This is a genomic window from Aquimarina rubra (assembly GCF_042684305.1).
GTDB lineage: Bacteria > Bacteroidota > Bacteroidia > Flavobacteriales > Flavobacteriaceae > Aquimarina > Aquimarina rubra.
Map to the genome: position 1 here is coordinate 1,015,919 of NZ_JBHULE010000019.1, position 20,259 is coordinate 1,036,177.

Annotated in this window: 22 protein-coding genes; 21 read left to right on the forward strand and 1 reads right to left on the reverse strand. The window is 34.6% G+C overall.

Annotated elements, in window-relative coordinates; genetic code table 11:
- The first annotated feature begins 2 nt into the window (after positions 1-2).
- On the forward strand, positions 3-1,079 hold the full coding sequence (locus ACFSR1_RS13005) for a glycosyltransferase family 9 protein (protein ID WP_378293149.1): 1,077 nt from the start codon (positions 3-5) through the stop codon (positions 1,077-1,079).
- Positions 1,080-1,148: 69 nt separating this feature from the next.
- Positions 1,149-1,538, forward strand: coding sequence for a hypothetical protein (locus ACFSR1_RS13010; protein WP_378293151.1), 390 nt, complete (start codon positions 1,149-1,151; stop codon positions 1,536-1,538).
- 89 nt (positions 1,539-1,627) lie between these two features.
- On the opposite strand, the gene ACFSR1_RS13015 is transcribed toward ACFSR1_RS13010, so the two are convergent.
- Positions 1,628-2,680: a 2Fe-2S iron-sulfur cluster-binding protein gene (locus ACFSR1_RS13015; protein ID WP_378293153.1), complete on the reverse strand. Its 1,053-nt coding sequence runs from the start codon at positions 2,678-2,680 to the stop codon at positions 1,628-1,630.
- A gap of 241 nt (positions 2,681-2,921) precedes the next feature.
- On the opposite strand from ACFSR1_RS13015, the gene ACFSR1_RS13020 reads away from it, so the two are divergent.
- The 19 genes from ACFSR1_RS13020 to ACFSR1_RS13110 all read left to right on the forward strand — a co-directional run bounded on the left by ACFSR1_RS13020 (position 2,922) and on the right by ACFSR1_RS13110 (position 20,259).
- On the forward strand, positions 2,922-4,397 hold the full coding sequence (locus ACFSR1_RS13020; RefSeq protein WP_378293155.1) for a DUF5687 family protein: 1,476 nt from the start codon (positions 2,922-2,924) through the stop codon (positions 4,395-4,397).
- A gap of 6 nt (positions 4,398-4,403) precedes the next feature.
- Positions 4,404-5,099, forward strand: a complete 696-nt coding sequence (locus ACFSR1_RS13025) for an ABC transporter ATP-binding protein (RefSeq protein WP_378293157.1) — start codon at positions 4,404-4,406, stop codon at positions 5,097-5,099.
- Between the two features lie 296 nt (positions 5,100-5,395).
- Positions 5,396-8,020: a type IX secretion system periplasmic lipoprotein PorW/SprE gene (gene porW / locus ACFSR1_RS13030; RefSeq protein ID WP_378293159.1), complete on the forward strand. Its 2,625-nt coding sequence runs from the start codon at positions 5,396-5,398 to the stop codon at positions 8,018-8,020.
- Between the two features lie 22 nt (positions 8,021-8,042).
- Positions 8,043-8,477, forward strand: a complete 435-nt coding sequence (locus ACFSR1_RS13035) for a bactofilin family protein (RefSeq protein ID WP_378293161.1) — start codon at positions 8,043-8,045, stop codon at positions 8,475-8,477.
- Positions 8,434-8,676 carry an AtpZ/AtpI family protein gene (locus ACFSR1_RS13040; RefSeq protein WP_378293163.1) on the forward strand — a complete coding sequence of 81 codons (243 nt, stop codon included), beginning with the start codon at positions 8,434-8,436 and terminating at the stop codon, positions 8,674-8,676. Before ACFSR1_RS13035 ends, ACFSR1_RS13040 begins: the two co-directional genes overlap by 44 nt.
- Positions 8,677-8,703: 27 nt before the next feature.
- The gene (locus ACFSR1_RS13045; RefSeq protein WP_378293165.1) at positions 8,704-9,081 is read left to right on the forward strand and encodes a DUF6168 family protein; all 378 of its coding nucleotides are present in this window, start codon (positions 8,704-8,706) and stop codon (positions 9,079-9,081) included.
- Positions 9,082-9,203: 122 nt separating this feature from the next.
- Complete coding sequence (atpB, locus tag ACFSR1_RS13050) at positions 9,204-10,280, forward strand: F0F1 ATP synthase subunit A (RefSeq protein WP_378293167.1); 1,077 nt, start codon at positions 9,204-9,206, stop codon at positions 10,278-10,280.
- A gap of 38 nt (positions 10,281-10,318) precedes the next feature.
- Positions 10,319-10,510 (forward strand): ATP synthase F0 subunit C, encoded by a 192-nt coding sequence (gene atpE / locus ACFSR1_RS13055; protein ID WP_027394417.1) that lies wholly within the window; start codon positions 10,319-10,321, stop codon positions 10,508-10,510.
- Between the two features lie 82 nt (positions 10,511-10,592).
- Entirely contained in the window at positions 10,593-11,093 is a 501-nt protein-coding gene (locus ACFSR1_RS13060) for a F0F1 ATP synthase subunit B (RefSeq protein ID WP_378293168.1), read from the forward strand.
- Between the two features lie 7 nt (positions 11,094-11,100).
- The gene (atpH, locus tag ACFSR1_RS13065) at positions 11,101-11,628 is read left to right on the forward strand and encodes an ATP synthase F1 subunit delta (RefSeq protein WP_378293170.1); all 528 of its coding nucleotides are present in this window, start codon (positions 11,101-11,103) and stop codon (positions 11,626-11,628) included.
- A gap of 74 nt (positions 11,629-11,702) precedes the next feature.
- On the forward strand, positions 11,703-13,280 hold the full coding sequence (atpA, locus tag ACFSR1_RS13070) for a F0F1 ATP synthase subunit alpha (protein ID WP_378293172.1): 1,578 nt from the start codon (positions 11,703-11,705) through the stop codon (positions 13,278-13,280).
- Positions 13,281-13,314: 34 nt separating this feature from the next.
- Positions 13,315-13,656 (forward strand): four helix bundle protein, encoded by a 342-nt coding sequence (locus ACFSR1_RS13075; RefSeq protein WP_378293174.1) that lies wholly within the window; start codon positions 13,315-13,317, stop codon positions 13,654-13,656.
- A 30-nt stretch (positions 13,657-13,686) separates the two neighbouring features.
- Positions 13,687-14,547: an ATP synthase F1 subunit gamma gene (gene atpG / locus ACFSR1_RS13080; RefSeq protein WP_378293176.1), complete on the forward strand. Its 861-nt coding sequence runs from the start codon at positions 13,687-13,689 to the stop codon at positions 14,545-14,547.
- A gap of 113 nt (positions 14,548-14,660) precedes the next feature.
- Positions 14,661-15,317 carry a hypothetical protein gene (locus ACFSR1_RS13085; protein ID WP_378293178.1) on the forward strand — a complete coding sequence of 219 codons (657 nt, stop codon included), beginning with the start codon at positions 14,661-14,663 and terminating at the stop codon, positions 15,315-15,317.
- Positions 15,299-15,814 carry a hypothetical protein gene (locus ACFSR1_RS13090; RefSeq protein ID WP_378293180.1) on the forward strand — a complete coding sequence of 172 codons (516 nt, stop codon included), beginning with the start codon at positions 15,299-15,301 and terminating at the stop codon, positions 15,812-15,814. Before ACFSR1_RS13085 ends, ACFSR1_RS13090 begins: the two co-directional genes overlap by 19 nt.
- A 34-nt stretch (positions 15,815-15,848) precedes the next feature.
- Complete coding sequence (locus ACFSR1_RS13095) at positions 15,849-17,300, forward strand: oligosaccharide flippase family protein (RefSeq protein WP_378293182.1); 1,452 nt, start codon at positions 15,849-15,851, stop codon at positions 17,298-17,300.
- Positions 17,301-17,372: 72 nt separating this feature from the next.
- The gene (gene dut, locus ACFSR1_RS13100) at positions 17,373-17,807 is read left to right on the forward strand and encodes a dUTP diphosphatase (RefSeq protein WP_378293184.1); all 435 of its coding nucleotides are present in this window, start codon (positions 17,373-17,375) and stop codon (positions 17,805-17,807) included.
- A 26-nt stretch (positions 17,808-17,833) separates the two neighbouring features.
- Entirely contained in the window at positions 17,834-18,850 is a 1,017-nt protein-coding gene (locus ACFSR1_RS13105; protein WP_378293186.1) for a sugar phosphate nucleotidyltransferase, read from the forward strand.
- 32 nt (positions 18,851-18,882) lie between these two features.
- Entirely contained in the window at positions 18,883-20,259 is a 1,377-nt protein-coding gene (locus ACFSR1_RS13110; protein WP_378293188.1) for a tetratricopeptide repeat protein, read from the forward strand.

Here is a 20,259-nt window from a genome sequence, read left to right on the forward strand (position 1 = left end):
TTTTGAGTAAAAGCAAAAACATAGTAAAAAACAACAAAGCCCTTTCTGAGGGCTTTGATGCTCATGTTTTGGTCATTCGACTATCTGCAATGGGAGATGTTGCTATGACTGTTCCAGTTTTGAGAACTTTTAGAGCACAATATCCCAATGTAAAAATAACGGTGCTTACAAGAAAATTTTTTGAACCTATATTTTCGGGTATTGATAATCTTGAGGTATATCACGCAGATGTCGAAGGAAAGCACAAGGGAGTTTTTGGGTTGTCAAAACTCTCTAAAGAATTAAGAGGACTTGGGATAACAGCTGTTGCAGATCTGCACAATGTACTGCGATCCAATATTCTGAAGAAGTTTTTCGCACTACGAGGAATTAAAGTAGTGCAAATTGACAAGGGAAGAGCCGAGAAAAAAGCATTAACAAGATCCGTAAATAAAGAGTTTAAACAATTAAAAACGACACATGAACGATACGCTGATGTTTTTGAGGCATTAGGATATCCAGTTGATTTGGAAAGACATACATTTCCTGAGAAAACTGCATTAACTCCAGAAATTCTTAAACTAACTGAGAACTCAACAAAAAAATGGCTCGGAATTGCACCTTTTGCCCAGTATGAGAGTAAAGTATATCCTTTAGAATTAATGGTAGAGGTGATTGAACAACTCGATCAAGGCGAAGCCTATGAAATATTGCTATTTGGCGGTGGAAAAAAAGAAATTGACTTGCTTAATAACATTGATAGCAAATATAAAAATGTGATCAATGTTGCCGGGAAGTTGTCTTTTGAAGATGAACTAAAACTTATAGGAAACCTGGATGCAATGTTATCTATGGATAGTGGGAATGCGCATTTAGCAGCTATGTACGGAGTGCCTACAATAACGCTTTGGGGAGTTACACATCCTTTTGCCGGTTTTATGCCTTTTGGGCAACCCATGGAACGGGCAATTTTGCCTAATCTGGCAAAGTACGAACAAATCCCTACATCAATCTACGGCAATAAAGTACCCGCAGGATATGAAAAAGTAATGCATACGATCAAACCAGAGACTGTGATCGAAGCTATAAATAAACTGTAATTGTAGTCAGAATTTTTAATAATGCAAGTCAAAATTAAGTGCTTATTTACATTTCTAACTCTGATATTATTGGGATGTAAAGAAGATACGGTAAATGACGTAGTTATTGGACACACATTGCTTGTTCACCAGACCCTTAAGGAGAATAGAGAGCTTAAAGAGTTAATATTAAACTCTTTAAATAAAGAAGAAAATGCTATTCTTGATTTGAAGGATTTTTGGTGTGGAGGCGGAGCAGGATGCTATGATTTAGGATATATAATTACTCAAATCATATATAGATTAGGAGAGGATTATTTTGTAGAATTAATATCTAACCTATGCGAAGACCAAGTAAAGGATTTAGAATTTCTAATATACGCCGGACTTGAATACGGAGATAATAATTATGATGGAAAAATGGATGATAAGAGGTTAGAAAATGAATTTCCAAAACTCTATAATTTACTGAATAAGTAAGTGCTGTAAAGTTTTTCTTTAAGGATTGTTTTAATAGAGGCTGAAATCTATTTTTGAAAAGAGTATTAGTTTTTCTAATTTACTAACTACTAAACATCATCAAAATCCACCTTAATGGTAGATGAGGTAGGATGCGCCTGGCAAGCAAGTACTAAACCTTCGGCAAGCTCTCCGTCAGTAAGAATACTATTTTTTTCCATTACGGCACTACCTTCTGTGATTTTGCAGATACAAGAACTACAAACACCACCTTGACAAGAATACGGAGCGTCAATATCTTCTTCTAAAGCTGCAACGAGAATTGTTTTTTTCTGATCCATAACAAAACTAAACTCTTCATCATCTACAAGAATAGAAACAGTAGTCTTTCCTTCTAAATCCGCATCGATTTCAGTGGCTTCAGTACTACTGGTAAAAAGCTCAAAATGAACTTTTTCTTTTGAAATACCATTTTCAATCAAAACATCAGTAACCGTATTGATCATTTCTTCTGGTCCACACAGATAAAAAGCTTCAAAAGTGGTGTCCTTAAATTTATTTTTTGTGATATAGTTGATGGTAGATTTTTCTATTCTTCCAAAACGGGCTCCATCTTCCTGACTTCGGCTATAGAAAAACTCTATAAACAATCTTTCTGGATGTTGCGCCTGTAATTCGAGAAGCTCTTTAAAAAAAATAGTTTCAGTAGGAGTTTGATTTCCATACACTAGTACAAAATTACTATTGGGCTCTTCTTCGAGTACAGTTTTGATCATACTCATTACGGGAGTAATACCACTTCCTGCGGCAAATGCAGCATAGGTATTCGTAGCGTTTGGATTTGATTTTAACAAAAAATTTCCTTCGGGCGTATGAACATCTAGGGTATCACCAACTTTTAGTTTGTTATTAGCGATAGCTGAAAACGTACCACCTTCAACCTCTTTTACCGCGACGCGAAGAGACCCACTACCCAATGAGCTACAAATAGAGTAAGCTCTTCTTATTTCTTTACCATCAACTTCTGCTTTAATAGTGATATATTGACCAGCAGTAAAAGCATATTCTTTCTTTAATTCTGATGGAATATCAAACTCTATAGAAACTGCTTTGGAAGTTTCTCTTGTAATGTTTTTTATAGTAAGCGTGTGAAAATCTGACATAGCAATGTGATAAACTTTTAACTGAATACTTTGATTTTTAAGTTTTTCAGATAAGATCGTGATAACCCCTGATCATTAAGGAATCAAATTTTTTTTGCAAAAATAACAAAGTAAACTACTTTGGAGAAGATTAAACGACTATAATTGAAGGCTTAAAAAAAATAATTTGTAACAAAATCCATTTTTTGATTACTAAATAGTGTAGGAAGTTCTTCTTACTTCTTTAAAAACTATCACAACTATGTTTAAACACTTTATATCCTTACAATGGAAATCCTTTTGGCGATCTGCCTCTGCTTCATCAGGAGTCTGGATGAAAATCTTTATGGGATTTTGGGCGGTCTATTTCATATTGATGATGATGGGAGGGAGCATTTTTGTTTTTAAATATATCAATAAAGATTTGTGCCTAGATCCCTTAACAGTAGTTAGTAGATTTTTGATTTATTGGTGGGCTTTTGATCTTATTTTCAGATATGCCTTACAAAAAATGCCGGTAATCAATATAACACCCTTATTGATCTTACCTTTTACCAAAAACAAAATAGTTTCTTTTGCCTTGGGTAAAACGATGTTATCGTTTTTCAACATCATACATGCGTTCTTTTTTGTGCCATTTTCTGTGCTGTTAATTGCAGAAGGAAACGCTCCAGTGCTAAACGTACTACTATGGAATATTGGGTTAATTGCATTAATATATGCTAACAACTTCCTGAATATTTTATTAAACAATAAAGATAGCCTTATTTACGGGGTGGGAGGAGTTATAGCTGTTTTAGGAGGATTGCATTATTTGGGATATTTTGATGTTACATTGTATACCGCTCCATTTTTTCAAGGGTTATATGAATCTCAGTTTTTATTTGTAGCACCTATAGTAGCTGCAATAGGATTGTATATCATTGCCTTTAAATCTTTTGTCAAGGATTTATACCTGGATGCAGGATTAGCTACTAAATCTAAAACGGTAAAAACCGAAAACCTGGAATGGTTGGATCGTTTTGGTAAAACAGCAACTTTCCTTAAAAATGATATCAAACTTATTAAAAGAAATAAAAGAGCTAGATCCACCGTAATTGTGAGTGCGTTATTTCTTTTTTACGGACTGTTATTCTTTACCGGAGCTGTGGAAGCTTATGAAGGTCCTGTATGGAAAATATTTGCAGGGATTTTTGTGTCTGGTGGTTTCTTGCTAAGTTTTGGACAATTTGTACCTAGCTGGGATAGCTCATATTACCCACTAATGATGAGTCAAAACATCAAATATAGAGAGTACTTATCCTCTAAGTGGTGGTTGATGGTTATGGCTACATTTATCTCTACAATACTGGCTTCGGGATATTTATATTTTGGATGGGAAGCCTACCTGGCAGTCGTCGTTGGAGCGATTTATAATATGGGCATGAACTCCCACGTTGTTTTATGGGCAGGTGCTTATGTAAAAACTCCTATAGATCTTACAAGTAACAAAAAAGCTTTTGGAGATAAGCAATCATTTAATATTAAGACAATGATGTTGTCTTTACCAAAATTAGCATTACCGATGGTATTATATGCAATTGGTCATTATGCATACAGTCCTTACGCAGGATATTTGTTAGTTGCTGTAGCAGGAATCGCTGGTTTTGCATTTAGAAATATGGTTTTTGATAAAATTGAAAAAATTTACAGAACAGAGAAATACGCAACAATCTGGGCTTATAAACAAAAAAAATAAAAGAAGATGATAGGAGTACATAATATTACGAAGACTTATGCAGGAAATACAGTGTTGAATATCGAGCACTTAGAAATACCTAAAGGCGATAGTTTTGGATTGGTAGGAAACAATGGAGCAGGGAAAACAACATTGTTCAGTGCTTTATTGGATTTAATTAGACCAACAACCGGGTATATCGAAAACAGCGGTATTAAAGTAAGCGAAAGCGAAGAATGGAAATCTATAACTTCGGCATTTATAGATGAAACTTTTTTAATCGGATATCTCACTGCAGAAGAGTATTTTTATTTTATAGGAGAGCTTAGAGGTCAGAATAAAGCGGATGTAGATGCCTTGTTAGCTGATTTTGAGGATTTCTTTCATGGAGAAATTTTAGGGCAAAAAAAATACTTAAGAGACCTCTCTAAAGGAAATCAAAAGAAAGCTGGTATAGTGGCGGCACTGATCGGTAATCCGGAAGTAATTATTCTGGATGAACCATTTGCGAACTTAGATCCGACAACTCAGATTAGACTAAAGAAGATAATTAAAGAGCTTGCTGCAGATCCAAATGTTACTGTTTTGGTTTCTAGCCACGATTTAATGCACGTTACAGAAGTATGTGAACGTATTGTAGTATTAGATAAGGGAGAAGTGGTTAAAGATCTTGCGACTTCAGCAGAAACTTTAAAAGAGCTGGAAGAGCATTTTAACAAATAAGATATTATCAAAAATAAGCAGGGAAACTAAAAAGCATCGATGGTGATTACTATCGGTGTTTTTTATTGAAAAAGATCACTAATAAATAAGGTTTTGAGGCTACAAACAAAAAAGAACGTCCATTGTTAACAACCTCGGAAGATATAATAAAATCACTAACCCAGTGAGAAAAAGTTGTTAATAACCTATTTTTTGCCGAAAGAAATGTATTTTTACGTTTCACACATTATTTTTGTGCCGTTCTGATGCACTAAAACGCAAGTTTTTAAGTTATCAGCGTATAAATTATTCAGATTTTGAGCAGGAAATTATCACAGATCATCGCTATACTTCTCCTAATAACGATTGGGTTCAGTTGTTCGCGTAAAAAAGACAAATGGACAAATAGAACTTGGCATGACGTAACGACTAAGAACAATACACTATATAACGGAAGAGTAGCTTTCGAAAAAGGAAAGCAAGATATCGTCCAAACATATAAGGATAATTTTTGGGAACTACTTCCGGTAGAAAGATTGATTGTTAGTGAGGATGTTAGATTGCCTAACGAAGTGCTGAATCAAAATTTTGATAAAGCCGAAGAAAAAGCTGCAAAGGCAATTCAGAAGCATAGTATGCTTATTGACGATAGAGAACGAAATCCTAAAATCGATGAATCTTTTTTACTTTTAGGAAAAGCTAGATATAATGAACAGCGTTTTATTCCTGCTTTAGAAGCCTTTAATTATATACTGTATAAATATCCTACTAGTAATAATATCAATCATGCTAAGGTCTGGAGAGCAAAAACCAATCTTCGATTAGATAATAACGAAAAAGCTGTCGAGGATCTAATGAAGATGGTAGAAGAAGAGTATATGGAAGCTCAGGATTACTCAGACGCTGTAGCTATGATAGCTCAGGCGTATATTAATCTGGAGCAAAAAGATTCTGCGGTGACTTATATTAGTAAAGCTGCAATCCATTCTAAGAATAATGAGGAAAAAGGTAGGTACTTATACATAAAAGGCCAGCTGCTTAATAAATTAGGATATAAAGACAGTGCCAATTATGCTTTTGACCAAGTGATTGAATTGAATAGAAAAACACCCAGACGATATATGCTAAATGCATATATGGCAAAAGCAAGGAATTTTAATTATGAAACCGGAAATAAGCAAGAGTTTTTAGAGTTGCTTACCGATCTCGAAGAAGACCGAGAGAATAGACCTTTCTTAGATAAAATTTATAACCAAAAAGCAGTCTATTTCAACACACTCGACTCGATTAACTTAGCGGTAGAATTTTATAACAAATCATTACGAACCAACTCTGAGGATAAATATCTGGAGTCTCTTAATTACAAAGCATTGGGAGATATTAGATTTGATAATCAAGAGTACGCTATTGCCGGGGCATATTATGATAGTACATTAGAGCGCATGGTTGTAGATTCTAAAAAATATCGTGTTCTTAAAAAGAAAAGAGTAAACCTTGATGATGTAATTCTATATGAGGGTATTGCAAAAACTAATGATAGTATTCTCAATGTTGTAGCAATGTCTCCAGAAGAAAGATTGGCATACTATTCAGAATATACAGAGAAAATTAAAGCAGAAGCTGTTGCAGCAGAAGAGGCTGCAGAAATTGCAAGAATAAAAGGTGAACTGCCTAATGAACAGCGATTCAATCAACCTAAAACAGGATTGGGTAATAGTGGAGGACCAAATCCGGGAGAAGGAGGAACCTTCTACTTTTATAATCCCACCACAGTAGCGTACGGAAAAACTACCTTTAAAAGAACCTTCGGAAATCGAGAGTTACAAGATAATTGGAGAATTTCGAGCATTACAAATCCTAGCGCTGTATCTAATGTGGATCAGACCGAGGAAGAAGAATACTCTATAGATAGTGATCCTACTTTTGATCCGCAAACATATATCACGCAATTACCAACGGATCAGGCGGTTTTAGATAGTTTACAAACCGACAGAAATTTTGCGTATTACCAGTTGGGTGTTATTTATAAAGAGAAGTTTCAGGAATATGGGTTGTCAACAGATAAGTTTGAAGGTCTTCTAAAAAGTAATCCTGAACAAAGATTAGTTGTTCCTTCAAAATATAATCTCTACAAAATATATCTTTTACAAGGAGATGTAACAAAATCAAACGAACTGAAGCAGGATATTATTAATAACCACGGAGATTCTCGCTATGCTAAAATTCTTCAAAACCCTAATGAAGCATTAGAGGGTGATAAAAATAGCCCAGAATCTATGTATAATAGATTATATAAAGATTTTAAGGATCAGAAATATGCCTCGGTGATCAAAGAGAGTAATGAATTGATTACTAAGTTTGGCGGGGAAGACTTTGTTCCTAAATTTGAACTATTAAAGGCGCAAGCAATAGGCCGCTATCAAGGATACGAAGCATATAAAGAGGCGCTAAATTATGTGTCACTAAACTACCCACAAAGCCCCGAAGGTAAAAAGGCGCAGTTGATCTATCAAACTACCATTCCTCAAATTCAGAATTCTGATTTTACAGAAGGTGTGGAACAAGATAAAAATCATAAATTGGTTTATGCATTTTCTAGATTTGGTGATAATCAGGCACAAGAGTTAAAGGAACGATTAGATGCGATCATCAAAGATCTTAGATACGATAAAATGAAGGTTTCTTTAGATATTTATACAAAGGACCAACAGTTTGTAGTGGTTCATACTAAAAGAGATAAATTAGGAGCAGAAGGTTTAGCAGAGCTTTTAATTCTTGGCAAAATAGAGGATACACGTGGAGTTGATCTTACAAAATGGAATAGAAAAAAGAAATACTATGAAAAGGTAAATAAGGAATATTTTATAGTGGCATCACCGAATTATAGAATTATTCAGATACATAAGAATCTGGATACCTATTTACAACCTAAATCAGAATAATAATTTTAATCCCCCCAGTACTATGTTTTCAGACAACAAAAAAGGAAAAGATCAAGCATTAACCGATTTTTCCAGAAACCAGAACAAAATTTCAGAAGGAACTAAAATTGTAGGAGATGTGATTTCCGAAGGCGGTTTTAGAGTAGAAGGGACCGTAGAAGGAACTTTTAAAACTACAGGAAAAGTAGTGGTCGGAAAATCAGGTTTTATTCAGGGAACATTAGAGTGTTCTGATGCTGATTTTGAAGGTAAATTTTCTGGTAACCTTGTCATATCCGGTACCTTATCGCTAAAACCAACGGCGCATATCGAAGGAGAAGTTTCTGTTGGTAAACTAGCTGTAGAACCAGGGGCAACTTTTAATGCATCTTGTGTGATGAAAGGCGGCGTTAAATCTCTTGGAGGTAAACAAGATGGACAAAAACAAGGACAGCAAGGACAAGGGAAATCAGCTTAGAAAGTATCTGGCTTTAACCGGCATAGCCTTCGAAATGGGAGGTATCATTTTTGTCTGTGCCTATGCAGGTAAAAAATTGGATGCGTATTATCAGCTGGAAAAGAATTGGTTTACGATGGGACTGGTTCTTTTTGGTGTAGTTTCTTCATTGTATTTGGTAATAAAGCAATTGGATAGAATCAATAATCCCAAAAAATAGATCGGCATAGCAATAGCTTAATTATTTATGATTAAAAATTTACTTCGATTTTTAGTAATCTTTCTATTGGTATTATTAGGTGTTTACTTTATTCATACGTGGGCTCTGGATTTTTTTTCCTTTCATAGTAATTCCACGATTGTTAACCTATCTTATATTTTTAATGCTGTCTATACGTTTGTTTTAGTCACACTGATTTTACTCCTTAGCAAAAAGTTTAAGGATCAGATTGGTTTTATTTTTTTGGCAGGTAGCTTTATAAAGCTTGGAGTTTTTGTAGCTATTACTAAGCTAAGTAGTATCGAAGTAGACAGAAGTGTTTTTCTCGACTTTTTTACACCTTATGTGATTAGTTTAATTTTAGAGGTGTATTATGTTTCCAAAATTCTTAATCCATCTAAATAATTGATTTTCAGTATTTTATTTATTTCAAAATTATATTAAACTTATTTACTTAAAATAGTTTAAGAATCTAACATAATTATGTACATTTGCACCGAAATTTAGGAACCGAAATCTGACCTAGAATGCAAAAAATTAGTGTAGTTAGAATTTTTATGACTTTGGCCTTGATTCTCACTTCTTTGAATCTGGTAGCAAAAGATACTGAGAAAGTAGAAAACGGAGGAAAAGATGGGTTGAAGACTGAAATTAAAGAGTTTATTGATCATCACCTTCAAGATTCACACGATTTTACATTATTTTCTGATAAAGAAACAGGAAAACATTATGGGTTTCCATTACCGGTTATTTTATGGGATGGAGGATTAAAAGTTTTTTCTTCTTCAAAATTCCATCACGGAGAAACAGTTGCTGAGGTGGATGGTGATTATTACAGATTATATCACTCTAAAATATACAAGACGGATGCAGAAGGTACCATCAACTATGATGAAGACCATCATGCTACAAATGCAAAGCCGTTAGACTTTTCAATAACAAAAAATGTAGTTAGCATGTTCTTAATTGGCTTGCTAATGTTCTTTATGTTCAGAGGTCTTGCTAAATCTTACAAGAAAAATAACGGTATTCCAACAGGAGTTGGTCGTTTCTTAGAGCCTTTAGTATTGTTTGTTAGAGATGAAATCGCTATACCTAATATTGGAGAAAAGAAGTATAAGAAATATATGAGCTTTTTGCTTACTGTATTTTTCTTTGTGTGGTTTTTAAACCTTTTAGGGATGACTCCTTTAGCAGTAAACGTTACAGGTAATATTGCAGTAACCTTTGGTTTGGCATTACTAACATTCCTTATTACAAACTTTACGGCTAATAAAAACTATTGGGGGCATATATTTTGGATGCCGGGTGTACCAACATTTATGAAAGTAGTTTTAGCACCAATCGAATTGCTAGGTGTTTTTATTAAACCGTTTTCATTAATGATTCGTTTATACGCAAACATGACTGCAGGTCACGTAGTATTAATGAGTATTGTTGGAATGATGTTCTTGTTTAAGAGCTGGATCGGTAGCCCATTATCATTTGGTTTAGCATTTGCACTATCAATATTAGAATTATTGGTAGCTGCATTACAAGCATATATATTTACGATGTTGTCTGCATTATACTTCGGTATGGCAAATGAGGAGGCACATCATTAACGATAATTATAATTGTTTAATTTTTTTAATTCTTTACTATGGAAGGTTTAAATTATGTAGGAGCTGGTTTGATTGTTATCGGTGCTGGTTTAGGTATTGGTAGAATCGGTGGTCAGGCAATGGAAGCTATTGCTCGTCAACCAGAAGCTTCAGGAAAAATCCAAACTGCTATGCTTATTGCAGCAGCACTTATTGAAGGTATTGGATTTGCTGCATTATTTGCAGCTTAATTTACAAGCAATAGCTGTAACGGTTGGTTGCAGCTATTGTTAACTTTAAAATTAAACATAAAAGAAAGTAACATAATTAATTATGGATAAGTTAATAAATGATTTTTCATTCGGTCTGTTTTTTTGGCAGATACTTTTGTTTGTAGGATTACTATTATTATTAAGAAAATTTGCTTGGAAGCCAATTCTTGATTCTGTTAATAATCGTGAAGAAGGTATTAAAAATGCATTAGAGTCTGCTGAAGCGGCTAGAAAAGAAATGCAAAATCTTCAGGCTGATAATGAGCGTATCCTTAATGAAGCTCGTGCAGAAAGAGATGGGATGCTTAAAGAAGCAAGACAGCTAAAGGAAAATATGATTGCAGACGCAAAAGCTGAAGCACAGACAGAAGCTGATAAGATTGTTGCACAAGCACAAGCTACTATCGAAAGTGAAAAGAAAGCTGCTATTGCCGATCTTAAAAGTCAGGTTGCTGGGCTTTCTGTAGAGATTGCAGAGAAAGTAGTAAGAAAAGAATTAGCTGACAAAGACAAGCAACTGGAATTGGTAAAGTCTATGTTAGGAGATGTTACTTTAAACTAATCATAAAATGAGTAGAGCAGCAATACGTTATGCGAAGGCGGTTTTGAGTTTAGCTCAGGATAAAAATGCCACAGAAGATGTTCAGAAAGACATGCGAGACATTATCGCTACTATCGATAGTAGTTCTGATCTTAAAATGGTATTAAACAGTCCTTTAATAAAAAGCGAAGTAAAGCTTGCTTCATTGCGTGAGGTTTTCAAAAATACGGGAGATCTTACCAAGAAACTTTTTGATATACTAATTGAAAATAAAAGAGTAAATCTTTTAGAGGATGTTGCTAAACAATATATTGTTTTATTTGATCAGTTAAATAACACTCAGTTAGCAACAGTTACTACAGCAGTTCCTTTAGACAAAGCTTTGAGCACTTTGGTACTGGCTAAGGTAAAAGAATTGACAGGTAATGAGGCTACCATAGAAAATGTTATCGATGAAAGTATTATCGGTGGATTTATTCTTAGAGTAGGAGATTTGCAGTATAATGCAAGCATAGCTAATAAGCTAACAAGTTTAAAACGAGAATTGAGTAATTAATAAATTACTTCAATAATATAAATTTAATAATAAGAGAATGAGTAGTTACACTCATTTTTACAAACTATTATAAAATGGCAGAAGTGAATCCTGCTGAAGTATCAGCAATATTAAAACAACAATTATCTGGATTTGAAGCTACGGCTTCGCTAGAAGAAGTAGGTACAGTATTACAGATTGGTGATGGTATCGCCAGAGTATACGGATTGTCTAACGCTCAATATGGAGAATTAGTAGAATTCGAATCTGGACTAGAAGGAATCGTACTGAATCTTGAAGAAGATAATGTTGGGGTAGTACTTTTAGGTTCTTCAACAGAAGTAAAAGAAGGTGTAACTGTAAAACGTACACAAAGAATTGCTTCCATCAATGTTGGAGAAGGAATCGTAGGTCGTGTAGTGGATACTTTAGGGAACCCTATCGATGGTAAAGGTGCGATCGAAGGTGAAACTTTCGAAATGCCATTAGAGCGTAAAGCTCCTGGTGTAGTTTTCCGTCAGCCGGTAAACGAACCATTACAAACAGGGATTAAGTCTATTGATGCGATGGTACCAATCGGAAGAGGACAGCGTGAGTTGGTAATCGGTGACCGTCAGACTGGTAAAACAACAGTATGTATCGATACGATCCTTAATCAAAAAGAATTTTATGATGCTGGTGAGCCGGTATACTGTATTTATGTCGCAATCGGACAGAAAGCATCTACAGTAGCAAATATCGCTAAAGTATTAGAAGACAAAGGAGCTCTTGCATATACGACTATCGTAGCGGCTAACGCTTCTGATCCTGCTCCAATGCAGGTATATGCTCCATTTGCAGGTGCTGCAATTGGTGAGTATTTCCGTGATACAGGTCGCCCAGCTTTAATTATCTATGATGATTTATCTAAGCAGGCGGTAGCATATCGTGAGGTATCATTATTATTACGTCGTCCACCAGGACGTGAAGCATATCCTGGAGATGTATTCTATCTTCACTCTAGATTATTAGAGCGTGCTGCAAAAGTAATTGCAGATGATAGTATTGCAAAAGATATGAATGACCTTCCGGATTCTTTAAAAGATAAAGTAAAAGGTGGTGGATCACTTACAGCTTTACCAATTATCGAAACTCAAGCAGGTGACGTATCCGCTTATATCCCAACAAATGTAATTTCGATTACTGATGGTCAGATATTCTTAACTTCAGATTTATTTAACTCTGGTGTTCGTCCGGCAATTAACGTAGGTATCTCTGTATCTCGTGTAGGAGGATCTGCTCAGATTAAATCAATGAAGAAAGTAGCAGGTACATTAAAACTGGATCAGGCACAGTTCCGTGAATTAGAAGCATTTGCTAAGTTTGGTTCTGACCTTGATGCAGCTACTTTAAACGTAATCGAAAAAGGAAAGCGTAACGTAGAGATCTTAAAGCAAGCCCAGAATGATCCATATACCGTAGAAGATCAGATTGCGATTATCTATGCTGGGTCTAAGAACTTATTAAGGGACGTTCCTGTAAATAAAATAAAAGAGTTCGAAAGTGACTATATTGAGTACCTTAATGCGAAGCATAGAGATACATTAGACACTTTGAAGGCTGGAAAACTAACAGATGAAGTAACAGACGTATTACTTTCAGCTTGTAAAGAGATTTCAGCAAAATATAAATAATTCAGAATTCTAAATTCAGAATTATGAATTAGGTATGGGTTACAAAAAAAGAAACAATGTAATTGTAGATAAAAGTTTTTATTTCAGTTGTGATATTGTAAATTTTTGTAAGGAATTAAAAAAGAAGAATGAATATGAAATTGCTAGTCAGCTTATAAGGAGTGGCACTAGTATTGGAGCTAATGTAAGAGAATCACAAAGAGGAGTAAGCACCAAGGATTTCAAAAACAAATTAGGAATAGCTTTAAAAGAAGCGGACGAAACATCTTTTTGGCTAGATGTCATTGAGGAAACCACAATGGAGATTCCGAATGATTTAAACAAAAAATGTGAAGAACTAATAAAGCTTCTGGTAAGTATAATTAAAAATTCATAATTCTGAATTCAGAATTCATAATTATAAGAAATGGCAAATTTAAAAGAATTACGTAGTAGAATCACCTCTGTGTCCTCAACGATGCAAATTACCAGCGCCATGAAAATGGTATCGGCTGCAAAGTTGAATAAGGCTCAGATGGCAATTACTGCGATGCGTCCTTACGCGGATAAACTTACCGAATTGTTACAGAGTCTGAGTGCTTCTTTGGAAGGAGACAGTGCAAGTTCTTTTTCTGAACAACGTGAGGTAAACAAAGTTTTAGTAGTTGCAATTGCTTCTAATCGTGGTTTGGCAGGTGCTTTTAATTCTAATATCATCAAAGCCTCAAGAGAGTTATACGATAATGTGTATGGCGGCAAGCAAGTAGACTTTGTTACTATCGGTAAAAAAGTAAACGATATTGTTTCTAAAACACATACCGTTGTTGCTAATAAAAGTGAAGTTTTTGATGATCTAACGTTTGCAAATGTTGCGGCTATTGCAGAAGAATTGATGGAGTTATTTACGAATGGTTCTTATGATAAAGTAGTTGTTGTATATAACAAATTCAAAAACGCTGCAACTCAGATAGTAACCACAGAGCAGTTTTTACCGATTGAGCCTGTAGAGGGTGAAGGAAATGCTAATTTGGATTACATTTTTGAGCCATCGAAAGCGGAAATTGTAGAGCAGTTGATTCCTAAGTCACTTAAAACGCAATTGTATAAAGCAATTAGAGATTCTTTTGCGTCAGAGCACGGTGCTCGTATGACCGCAATGCATAAAGCAACTGATAACGCTACAGAATTAAGAGATTCTTTAAAATTACAATATAACAAAGCTAGACAGGCTTCTATTACGAATGAGATCTTAGAGATCGTTGGTGGTGCAGAAGCATTGAATGGTTAAGAATATTATATTTCAAGTATATACGAACCTCATACTTATTGATGTATGAGGTTTTTTGTTTTTTTTATGATAAAGCGCATTTTCGTTTTCTATCTTTAGGGTAAAAAAGAAAAATGAAAACAATTAGACTTTTCGCGATCCTTATGATTGCATCTTTTGTCGCTACAATACAAGCGCAAGAATCAGAAAATTTACACGAAGCAGGAGATATTAAAATGGGAATTGCCGGTGTTCCTCTTATGGACTTAGGCAATGGCTATAGTGGTATAGTTGCCAAACCAAGCTTATCTTTTTATGTTTCAGACAGATTTGCAATCAATACTGCTGCATTTGTTATGTTTCCGCAAGACATAGAACAAGAAAATGGTAGAGATGCAGAGGTTCAGGCCTATGGATTTATACCTTCTTTTAGAAAACACGCAATTAATAGTGGTAAATTTAGTTTCTATTTAGAATCAGGAGTGGGTATTGGAGCCATACGATATGAAGCAAATGATCCGGCCGATATTGCTATCGAAGATAATAGTGGAGGGTTACTATTATTAACTGCCGGTGCAGGAATTAATTATAGATTTGCTAAATGTTTGGAATTAGAATTTGGTGTGCCATATATGTATGGATTAAACATAACTAATGGTAACGATACTAAATTGTTTTCGGGAGTGGCATTTAATCTTGGAATGAATTTTGTTTTTAACACAAGAGATATTAAAAAATGGAAAACAAAAATGCGAGAACGCATGAAAGAAAAATGGGAAACAGAACAATAAAAATTAGACAGCTTCTTACTAAGATCGGTTTGTTTACTTTGCTAGCTGCTTTTACGCAATGTGCAACAAGTCAAAAGATTGATAAAACAGCACCAGTACAGTTAAATGATCCTTATTTTCAGAATTGGGTTTCCGGAGTAAGAGGAGGAGGTTCAGGATTTATGGTATATTTTCCTGTGGATTCGACTTCTGATGTGCAATTAGAAACCGCTTATTTCAAAGGTAAAAAAGTGGATCTGCAACGTAAATCTAAAGAGTCGGTTTATGTAGGACGTTACAAAGAACCTGCAACGGTTGAAAAGGATATTGTGATGAGTGATGACCCAAAGGAAGAATACAATAATAAAGTTCCTGAAATTGAAGAAAAAATACCATTCGAGCTAAAAGAAGAAGAATGCATCATTGCATACTCAAAGGATGGTAAAAAAGGATATTTCAAACTTGATAAATTACCAGAAAAAGAATTGAAAGCATATCCAATGCAGCCGAGGCAATAAAAATTGTATTTTTAAGGCCACAATCGCATAACAGTTGGGAATTTTTCAAAAACTTTTTAAACAAACATTTATATACGGAATGGCAACAGTGCTACCACGCATGTTGTCATTTCTTTTAGTTCCTTTATATACAGATCAATTACCAACAGAAGAGTACGGTAAGGTTTCTATTATCTTCTCTTACTTCGTACTATTTAATGTGTTGTTAGCATATGGTATGGAAACTGCTTTTTTCAGGTTCTTTAATAAAGAATCCGATAAAGAAAAAGTCGTGAGCACATCCGCTATATCGATAGCAATATCATCTTTGATATTTGTAGCAATTGCTCTATTACTAAAAGAGCAAATATCAGTATGGACCGATATTAAGTTGGAGTATATAAATCTGGTAATTTGGATATTACTCTTGGATGCTTTAGTTATTATTCCGTTTTCGTGGTTAAGAGCAAAAGAACGCCCTATAAGATATGCAATAATCAAAATAGCGAATGTTGCTATCAATTTTGGGCTTAATATTTTCTTCTTGCTCTATTTAAAACAACTTTCGTTTCATTTCACAGCATTGGATTGGATCTGTAAGGATGATTATGAGATTAGCTACATTTTTATTTCTAATCTAATTGCTAGCGGATTTGCATTGCTGGTATTATTACCTTTCTACACAAAGATTAAGTATCGTTTTGATCGAGTATTATGGAAAAAGATGATGAAATACGCCATGCCGATTTTGGTAGCGGGTATAGCATATTCTATTAACGAGACTTTCGATAGAATACTATTGGATAAATTATTGCCCGAAAATGTAGCCGAACATATGGTGGGTGTATACTCTGCATGTTACAAATTAGCATTGTTTATGACATTATTTGCTACCGCTTTTAGATTAGGGATAGAACCATTTTTCTTTAATTATGTCGGGAATAAAAATGCACCAGAAACCTATGCTAGGATTACTAAGTACTTTGTGATTTTAGGTTCTTTTATCTTTTTGTTCGTGATTGTGTTTGTTCACGTTTTGAAAATTGCTTTTTTAAGAGATACATCGTACTGGGAGGCCGTAAAAATTGTTCCTTTCATTTTATTAGCCAATTTTTGCTTAGGGATTTATCATAACCTTTCAGTTTGGTATAAGGTAACAGACAGAACTAAATTTGGAGCTTATATATCGGTTTTTGGAGCAATAATCACTTTGATGCTTAATTTTCTATTGATTCCAGAATATACATACGTAGGTTCTGCAATAGCCACCTTAGCAGCTTATGGGACAATGATGGTAGTGTCGTGGTATTTTGGAAGAAAGTATTATCCGATTCCATATGATCTTAAAAAAATGGGGATGTATCTGGGATTATCAATTAGTTTTTCGATCATATCTTTTTACGTGTTTGACAGTAATTATATAATTTCTATCCCGTTGTTACTGGTGTTTTTAGTAATTTTGTATGCTTCGGAAAAAAAGGAATTAAAACAAATATTAAAAAGATAATCTTCTGTCTTCTTGAGCCTGACTGTAATAGATAAGCAGAGTCGAGAGAGGATAACGATTTATATAAAAAATATGCAGATAAATATCATTAACAAGTCGTCACACAAGTTACCACATTATGAAACGATCGCTTCGGCAGGAATGGATCTGAGAGCAAACATCAATGAGTCGATAACGTTAAGACCTTTAGAGAGAACCATAGTAAAAACAGGATTGTTTATAGAATTACCGGTAGGTTTTGAAGCGCAAGTTCGCCCACGAAGTGGGTTAGCTGCCAAAAAAGGGATAACAGTACTAAATGCTCCAGGTACCATAGACGCTGATTATAGAGGAGAGATAGGGGTGATTTTAGTCAATCTGTCAAATGAAGATTTTGAAATAGAAAATGGAGAAAGAGTAGCACAGTTAGTCATTGCAAAGCACGAAAGAGCAGAATGGAATGAAGTAGCAGAACTTTCTGAAACCTCAAGAGGAGAAGGTGGCTTCGGAAGCACAGGAGTAAAATAATCAACCAATCAAAAAGAAAATAAAGAATGAAAATCATCGTACCAATGGCAGGAAGAGGCTCTCGTTTAAGACCTCATACGCTCACAGTGCCTAAACCTCTAATTCCGGTAGCAGGAAAACCAATTGTTCATCGATTAGTTTCTGATATAGCAAAAGTTTTAGGAGAACCGGTGGATGAAATAGCGTTTGTGTTGGGGGACCCTGCTTTTTTTGGAGATGATGTTGTAGAAAGTTTAACTACACTCGCTGAAGAACTTGGGGCCAAAGCTTCTATCTACAGACAAGATCAACCTTTGGGAACAGGTCATGCGATTATGTGTGCAAAGGATTCTTTATCCGGCCCGGCAGTTGTAGCCTATGCAGATACGTTGATCAGGGCAGATTTTAACCTAGATAAAGATGCAGATGCTGTTATTTGGGTAAAACAAGTAGATAAGCCTGAAGCTTATGGAGTGGTAAAACTTAACGAGAAGAAGGAAATTGTAGAGCTGGTAGAGAAACCAAAAGAATTTGTATCTGATCTGGCAGTAATAGGAATCTATTATTTTAAAGATATTGCGGTATTAAAAAAAGAACTACAGCATGTACTTGATAATAATATCATCAATGGAGGTGAGTACCAAATCAATGATGGTATCAAAAGAATGATGGCAGATGGCAAAACATTTGTAACCGGCCAGGTTGAAGAATGGATGGACTGCGGTAACAAAAATGTGACTGTAGAAACCAATACTAGAATGTTAGGTTTTTTAGAAAATGATGGAGAAAAATTGATAAGTGAAGACCTTTCGCTAGAAAATGCGACTATTATACCACCTTGTTATATAGGAAAAGGAGTAACCATTAAGAATGGATCTGTTGGACCAAATGTTTCCATTGGAAACGGTTGTAGTATCGTGGATAGCACAATTAAAAATAGTCTTATACAGAACCAAACTGTCATAAAAAATGCTAACTTAGACAACGCTATGATTGGAAATCACGTTCGCTATGACGAAAAGTATACCACCATTAGTATTGGAGACTATTCTACTTTGGAATAATTTGTGATTCACATTATTTTGAAAATCTATGTATGACTAAATATTGGCAACATATTATAATTTCTATGATCTTTCTTGGAGGAGGATCAAATGTTGTTTTTTCTCAAGAACCGGAATCTCTTAAGAAGATAGAGATTTTGGACGATCTGGGGGATGTGTCGGATGTATTTAGAGAAAGTTTCTTCGAAGCCCTAAAACAAAGAGCGATAACTAACTATGATAAAGCAATTAGTGCATTAGAAAGATGTATTGAAACGAATCCTAAGCCTATAGCGTTATACCACGAATTAGGTAAGAACTATCTGGATTTAAAAGTGTATGATCAGGCCGAAAACAATTTCAAAAAGGTTTTAGAAGAAAAACCAAATGATAGATATGTGTTAGAACTATTGTTTGAAGTTTATTTTAAACAAAGAAAATACACAGAGTCTATCGAAGTTGTTGAAAAATTAGCTGCTTTCGACAGTATGTATAAAGAACAATTGGCCAATTTATACTTTTTAGAGGAACGATACGACGATGCGCTTAGGGTAGTCGATGAGCTCATAGAAGAACTTGGTATGGATTCTTATCGAGACAAGCTAAGAAAAAAAATAGCGCTAAAAATTAGTAACCCCGATTCTCAGATTACCAGATTAGAAGAGAAAATAGCAGAAAACCCTAAAGAAGAGCAAAACTACCTAAACCTTATTTATTTATACGGTCAGGATAATCAAGTGGATAAGGCTTTTGGAACAGCGCAATTACTCTTGGAACAGAAACCAAAATCACAATTAGCTCATTTAGCGTTATACAAATTTTATCTTGATAATAACAATACGGATGAAGCTATTAGTTCCATGAAAATTGTTTTAGCAAGCGATAAAATAGATGCAGAATCTAAATATAAAGTGATTAATGACTTTTTGATATTTGTGGATAAAAATCCAAGTTACGAATCAAAACTTATCGAAGTAACTAAGGTGTTTTCTGAAGATTCAGGAAGTAGCAAAGTGTTTACAGAAATAGGAAATTACTTCTATGAAAAAGATAAGAAAGAAGTTGCGCTTAATTATTATGAAAGAGGATTAAAGGACAATGCAAGCAACTTTGGGATTCTAAAAAAGATGTTATTGCTACAATTGGATTTAAAGAGGTATGAAAAGGTAAAAGAAGGAAGCGAGCTGGCGATAGAAATGTATCCCTCACAACCCATATTATACTTAGTAAATGGTGTTTCAATGGTGAACCTAAATAAGTATGAGGAAGCAATAGACATTTTGAGCATAGGAATGGATTATATTATTGATGATCTTAAAATGGAATCTGATTTCTATGACCAAATCGGAGAGGCATATCTAAAAATGGGTAACCAAGCAAAGGCTTCAGAATACAAAGAAAGATCCATTCAACTTAAAAAAAAATCATAA